At 71.6% G+C, this 4,269-nt stretch carries 4 protein-coding genes; all 4 read right to left on the reverse strand.

Going from position 1 to position 4,269, the window contains the following annotated elements; genetic code table 11:
* On the reverse strand, window positions 1-525 hold a 525-nt coding region (locus tag AC1D15_RS19915; RefSeq protein ID WP_477827337.1), incomplete at its 3' end, for an FHA domain-containing protein.
* Between the two features lie 2 nt (window positions 526-527).
* Window positions 528-2,213, reverse strand: coding sequence for a type III secretion system outer membrane ring subunit SctC (gene sctC / locus AC1D15_RS19920; protein WP_477827338.1), 1,686 nt, complete (start codon window positions 2,211-2,213; stop codon window positions 528-530).
* Complete coding sequence (gene sctS, locus AC1D15_RS19925) at window positions 2,210-2,476, reverse strand: type III secretion system export apparatus subunit SctS (RefSeq protein WP_465113139.1); 267 nt, start codon at window positions 2,474-2,476, stop codon at window positions 2,210-2,212. The genes sctC and sctS overlap by 4 nt, the downstream gene beginning before the upstream one ends.
* On the reverse strand, window positions 2,477-4,269 hold a 1,793-nt coding region (locus AC1D15_RS19930; protein WP_477827339.1), incomplete at its 5' end, for an FHIPEP family type III secretion protein.

Consider the following 4,269-nt stretch of genomic DNA (forward strand, 5'->3'; position numbering starts at 1 on the left):
GCGCCGGCCATCGCCCTGCCAGGCCAGCACGCCGGCGATGCCCGCCAGTGCCAGCACCATCACGACGAGGCCGGCCCGGCGCAGCGGGCGGCGCGGCGTCTCGGCCGTCGCGGCCTCGTTGGCGGCCGGCGGCAGCGCGCTCTCGGGGCCGGCGAACATGCGGTCTTCGCCCTGCAGCGTGACGTAGACGCGGTCGAGCTGGAACTCCACCGCGCCGACGCGCAGCACGTCGCCGGCCACCACGCTGCGCCGCGGCTGCTGCATCGCCTCGCCGTTCAGCAGCGCGCCGGCGGTGCCGAGCCGCTGCACCGAGACGACCAGCTCGCCGACGCTGAACAGCAGGTGCTGCGGCAGCACGTCGCCGCCCGGCAGCATCACGTCGCAGTCGCCGGCCGAGCCGACCAGGTTCGCGCCCGGCTTCAGCGCGATGGTGCGGCCGCGCAGCGCGCCGTTCAGGAAGCGCAGGCACCAGGAGGACGGCGCGACGGCGCCTGCCGGCGCGGGGGATGCGGGCAGTGCACTCATGCTCATCCTCCGGGGGCCGGGGCGCGCGCCACCGCCGGCAGCACCAGCCGCGGCGTCAGCAGGTAGAAGCGCTCCATGTTGGCGCGCGACTTCTCGGTGTACTTGAACAGGTTGCCGAGCAGCGGGATCGCCGACAGCACCGGCACGCCGGTCACCGCGTTGATCGTCTCCTCCGACGAGAAGCCGGCGATCAGCAGGCTCGCGTTCTCGTCGACCATCRCCTGCGTGTTGACGGTGCGGCGCCGGATGATCGGGATCTGGTCGACGCTCGCGGCACTCAGGTCGCCATCGGCGATGTCGATCGACATCATCAGGCTGCGCGCCGGCTGCTCGTCGATGATCAGCGGCGTCACGCGCAGCGAGGTGCCGGCGGTGATGGTGAAGAGGCCCGCGTCCTGGAAGCCGTCGACGCGCACATGCAGCTCGCTCAGGTTCTCCAGCACCGCCTCGGTGTTGTTCAGCGTCAGCACCTTGGGCCGCGCGACGAAGTTGGCGGTGCCGGTCTTGGTCAGCGCGCTGACGCGGGCCAGCAGGAAGTTGCGCAGCTCGTTGCCGATGGCCGCGGTGAACACGCCGCCGGCCGGTGTGGTGGCACCGGTCTGGCCGGCCTCGGTGCTGGCACCGCTCCAGGTCAGCGGCTTGCCGTTGCCGGCCCCCACCTGCAGGTCGGCATGGCGGCCGTGCAGGCGCCAGTCGACGCCCAGCGTGTCGAGCGTGTCGCTGCTGATGTCCATGATCGTGACCTCGATCTCGATCAGGCGCGGGCGCGAGTCCATCGCGGCGATCAGCCGCTCGTACTGCGCCATGCGGTCCGGCAGGTCGCGCACCAGCACCGCGTTCATGCGGGTGTCGGCATGGAACTGCGGCAGGTCGTTGCTGGGCGTGAAGTTGTCCAGCGTGCTGTCGCTGCCGCCCGCCGCGCCGGCGTCGCCGGTCGAGCCCATCTCGACCTTCGGCACGTTCAGCGATTCGCCCGAGCTCAGCTTGAGCTGGCGGCTCGCGCCGACGCGCATCGCGACGCCCGATTTGCCGTCGCCGCCGGCGCGCCCGTTCTTGCGGCCGTACAGGCTGCGCAACACGTTGGTGACGCCGGGCACCAGCAGGTCCTTGCCGGAGCGGTTGACGCGCACGTCGCCGGCCCAGGCGTACTTGAGCGGAAACAGCCGCACCTCGGCGTAGTCGGCCAGCGCCGCCTTCTGGTCGGCCAGCTTGACCACCTGGCGCACCATGTCGACATAGCGCTTCGGGCCGGAGACATACAGGCTGCCCTCGCGGTCGTTCGCGCTGACCGGGTAGCGCGGGTCGACGATCTTCAGCCGCGCCAGCATCTGCGTCACGCCGGAGCCGCTGCCGGCGGTGATCGGCAGCACCTCGCTGCGCGCCTCGCTGGCCGGATCGATGTAGACGAAGGCGCCGTCGTAGAACCAGGTCAGGCCGTAGGTGGTGCAGACGCTGTCGAGGATGCTCTGCGCCTGCATCGTGAACTTGCCGCTGATCATGCCGCTGACCTTCGAGTCGACGACCGCGGTCAGGCCTTGCGAGGCCACCACCTCGCGCAGGAAATCGGCCAGCGGCTTGTCGTTGGCGACGATGCTGAGCGTGCGCGGCTTCCAGCGCACCTCGGCGGCGTGCAGCGGCGGCGATGCCAGGGCCACCAGCATCGACAGGAGCAAGGCGGCGGCCCTCATGGCAGCTGCGCCACGGTCTGGAACGCCCGCTCGGCGAAGCGCAGCACGTCGCGCCCCAGCCAGCCGGCGCTGACGACGATGGTCAGCATCACCGCGACCAGGCGCACCGACTGGCCGATGCTCTGGTCCTGGATCTGCGTGACGGCCTGCAGCACCGCGACGACCAGCGCCGACAGCGTGGAGACCACCACCACCGGCAGCGACACCCACAGCACGATCAGCAGGCCGTCGCGGGTGATGTCGAGGAGATCGTGTGGCGTCATTCAGTCGGCCTTCGGGTTGGTGATCCAGCCGACCGGCTGCAGCGCGACGTCCTCGTCGACCTCCTGGTACGACAGCACGACGAGCTGCGGCAGCACCGGCTCCAGCAGCGTCTTCACATAGCGGCGCACGTCCGACGAGGTGACAGCGACCACCCGGTGCGCGCTGCCCTCGGCGATGCGGCGCGCCTGGTCGCGGATGTCCTGCGTGACGGCCGGGCTCAGCAGCAGCAGGTTGCCGCGCGGCCCGCGCTCCACCGCGCCCTGCACGCGGTCGAGCAGGGCCACCTCGAACAGCATCGCCTGCAGCTGCCGGTCGGCGCCGACGAAGCGGCTGGTGATGTAGCGGCCGAGCGCGACGCGCACCAGCTCGGTCAGCGCGATCACGTCGGCCTCCTTCGGCGTCCAGATCACCAGCGCCTCGAGGATGGCGTTCAGGTTGCGGATCGGGATGCCTTCCTGCAGCAGCCGGCGCAGCACCTCGACGATGCGCTGCAGCGGCACCACGCGGGCGGCCTCGGCGGCCAGGTCGGGCGCGTCGCGCTGCACCGCGTGCAGCAGCCGCYGCACCTCCTGCAGGCCGATCAGCCGCGGCGCATGGCGGYGCACCACCTGCTCGACGTGCGCGGCGATCACTTCGTCAGCGGTGAGCCCGGCCGCCGGCGACGCGGCCGGCACCCAGACCACGCGCGCGAACGGGCCGAACGGTTCGCCGACCTCGGCGCCGGGCGGTGGAGCCGCCGCGTCGGCATCGGCCAGCAGGCRCCAGCCGGCGCGCACGCTGCCGCGCGCCACCGGCACGTCCTGCACCAGCACCTGGTAGCCCGCGGCGTCGGCGAGGGCCTGCGAATGCACGATGCGCAGCCGCGGAAACACCGGGCCCAGCTCGGCCTCGAGCGTCGACTTGACGCCGCTCAGCCGCTGGTCCAGCAAGTGGAGGTCGACACCGAGGCCGGGCGCCAGGTGCACCGCCAGCGGCGACGCCAGCGCATCGTCGGTGGCACGCAGCTCGGCATCGGGCGCGCCCGGGTGCGAGATCCAGTCGGACACATGGCGCCGGCGGCGCAGTGCGCGCGCCGCGAGCCCGGTGCCGAGCACGACGGCGGCGAGCAGGCCGAACACCCACTTCGGAAAGCCCGGCACGAGCAGGAAGCTCGCCAGCGCCGCCCCCGCCACCATCAGCGCGCGTGGGTGCGCCAGCACCTGCTGGCCGATCTGGCTCGCCAGCTGCGTCGGCTGCTCGTCGCCGCCCTGCGCGCCGACCCGCGTGATCACGATGCCGGCGGCGATCGACACCAGCAGCGACGGGATYTGCGACACCATGCCGTCGCCCACCGTCAGGATCGCGAAGCGCTGCACCGCGGCGCCGACGGCCATGTCGAGCATCAGCGTGCCGATCGCGATGCCGGCGAGGATGTTGACGATCGCGATCAGGATGCCAGCGATCGCATCGCCCTTGACGAACTTCATCGCGCCGTCCATGGCGCCGTGCAGCTGGCACTCCTGCTCCAGCAGGCGGCGGCGCGCCTGGGCCTGCGTCGACGACAGCACGCCGGCGCGCACGTCGGCATCGATGCTCATCTGCTTGCCGGGCATCGCGTCGAGCGCGAAGCGGGCCGCGACCTCGGCCACCCGCTCCGAGCCCTTGGCGATCACGATGAACTGCACGATCGCGATGATCAGGAACACCACTGCGCCGACCACCACGTTGTTGCCGACGATCAGCTTGCCGAAGGTGTCGATGATGTGGCCGGCATGCGCGTGCAGCAGGATCAGCTTGGTCGATGCAATGTTCA

Source organism: Rhizobacter sp. P2_H2 (assembly GCF_056403375.1).

Coding starts and splice junctions, on each gene's coding strand:
- sctS (WP_465113139.1), bottom strand. CDS start 2,476: ATGACGCCACACGATCTCCTCGACATCACCCGCGACGGCCTGCTGATC.